This is a genomic window from Facklamia miroungae (assembly GCF_012396555.1).
Lineage (GTDB): Bacteria > Bacillota > Bacilli > Lactobacillales > Aerococcaceae > Facklamia > Facklamia miroungae.
In genome coordinates this window covers 1-1,442 of record NZ_JAAXPS010000023.1, presented here as the reverse complement: position 1 = coordinate 1,442, position 1,442 = coordinate 1, and the positions used below count along the sequence as shown (strand labels likewise).

1 protein-coding gene is annotated in these 1,442 nt (G+C 37.7%); it reads right to left on the bottom strand.

Going from position 1 to position 1,442, the window contains the following annotated elements; translation table 11 throughout:
• Nucleotides 1–37 precede the first annotated feature (37 nt).
• Nucleotides 38–1,336 carry an ISL3 family transposase gene (locus HF969_RS09695; RefSeq protein WP_168427223.1) on the bottom strand — a complete coding sequence of 433 codons (1,299 nt, stop codon included), beginning with the start codon at nt 1,334–1,336 and terminating at the stop codon, nt 38–40.
• Nucleotides 1,337–1,442 lie beyond the last annotated feature (106 nt).

Sequence of the window (1,442 nt, the reverse complement as noted above, 5' to 3'; positions counted from 1 at the left end):
GGCTCTATGTCAAATAGGGTTGATGCCCTTATGGAGACTAAGCAACGAATAGTTGCTTGGTCTCTTTTTCTTTTCTTCCTGACACATACAATCTTGATATTAAAAGTATTCTATTTTTAAAATGAGAGTAGTTTTTATAGCCATAAGCATTGCGCTTAAGCACTTTAATCTTATTATTAATCCCTTCAATAGGGCCATTAGTCAGTGTATGATAATGAAAGGTATTTTTAATGTACTGTTTAAACTTAGTAAATGTCTTGAGGACTCTCTTAAGCCCCGGTGTGAGCGATTGGTTTGAAGCCTGATAAAGGGTAGTCAAAAACATAAGAGGGTCTGATTGATCGAGAGAGAAACGAAGGTCTTGGACCACACGATAGGTGTTTTTAAGAACTTCATTTTGATTTAACAGGTAATCCACCACATTCCCTGTATTGGTTAAAGAGTCAAAGAGAGGAAATCTTTCATAGCGCGTATATTCAAGTTTCTTCTCCTTCATTAAAAACAGTTTCCAGTACCTCTTAAGCTTATTATAGAGCCTTCTGTCTTTATATCTTACTTGGTTCATTCCTTGAATCCGACAACGGTTCAATTCACGGTTAAGGGCTTGAACAATGTGGAATCGATCAATAATAATGGTAGCATTAGGGAATAATTGACGGATCAATTTGATATAGGGGACATACATATCAATACAAATGGTTTTTACTTTTTTTCGTTCCTGACGACTATAACGATAGAAGTGTTCCTTCAAGGCATATAAACGGCGATCCTCTACGATATCGACAACTTGGTGAGTCACGGCATCACAATAGATAAAGCTCATCACGCCTTTAACGGAACGGGTCGATTTAAATTCATCAAAACAAAGATGTTCTGGAAGAGTGGTAGGACGTTTACGTATCGCACAAGCGAAAGCGTCGACCACACGTCGTACGGTATGAATAGAGACATGGGTTTGAGAAGCGATTTTCTTTTCAGAAGTAGTGTCCGTTGCCAAGCTGGCGATTTTCTGCTTAGTGGCACACGAAATAAAGCAGTTCTTCTCAACCAAATTTGTTTCTGCAGTGAAGGTGTGCCCACAATTTCGACAAAGGTAACGTTGTTTTTTAAGAATCAGATAACAAGCTTGTCCTGCACTTTCTAAGTAGGTGATTCTAGAGGATCGCGTGCCATTTTTAACGACACCTCCTTGCTTTTGGCAACAAAGACACGTATCAACAGGATAGGTCAGTGTACACTTTATGTGAAGCTTATTTTTGATCTTTTCCACACAATTATCGGAGAATTTTATGTTAAGGTCTTTTATATTGAGTAATTTTCGTATATCATGAGTCATAGCACAGAGTCCTTTCTATTTTGGTTAGCGCTTTTAATATATCGGACTTCTGTGTTTTTGTGTACCAAAAAATAGGGTTGAAGGAAGTATTTTTCTTCCATCAACC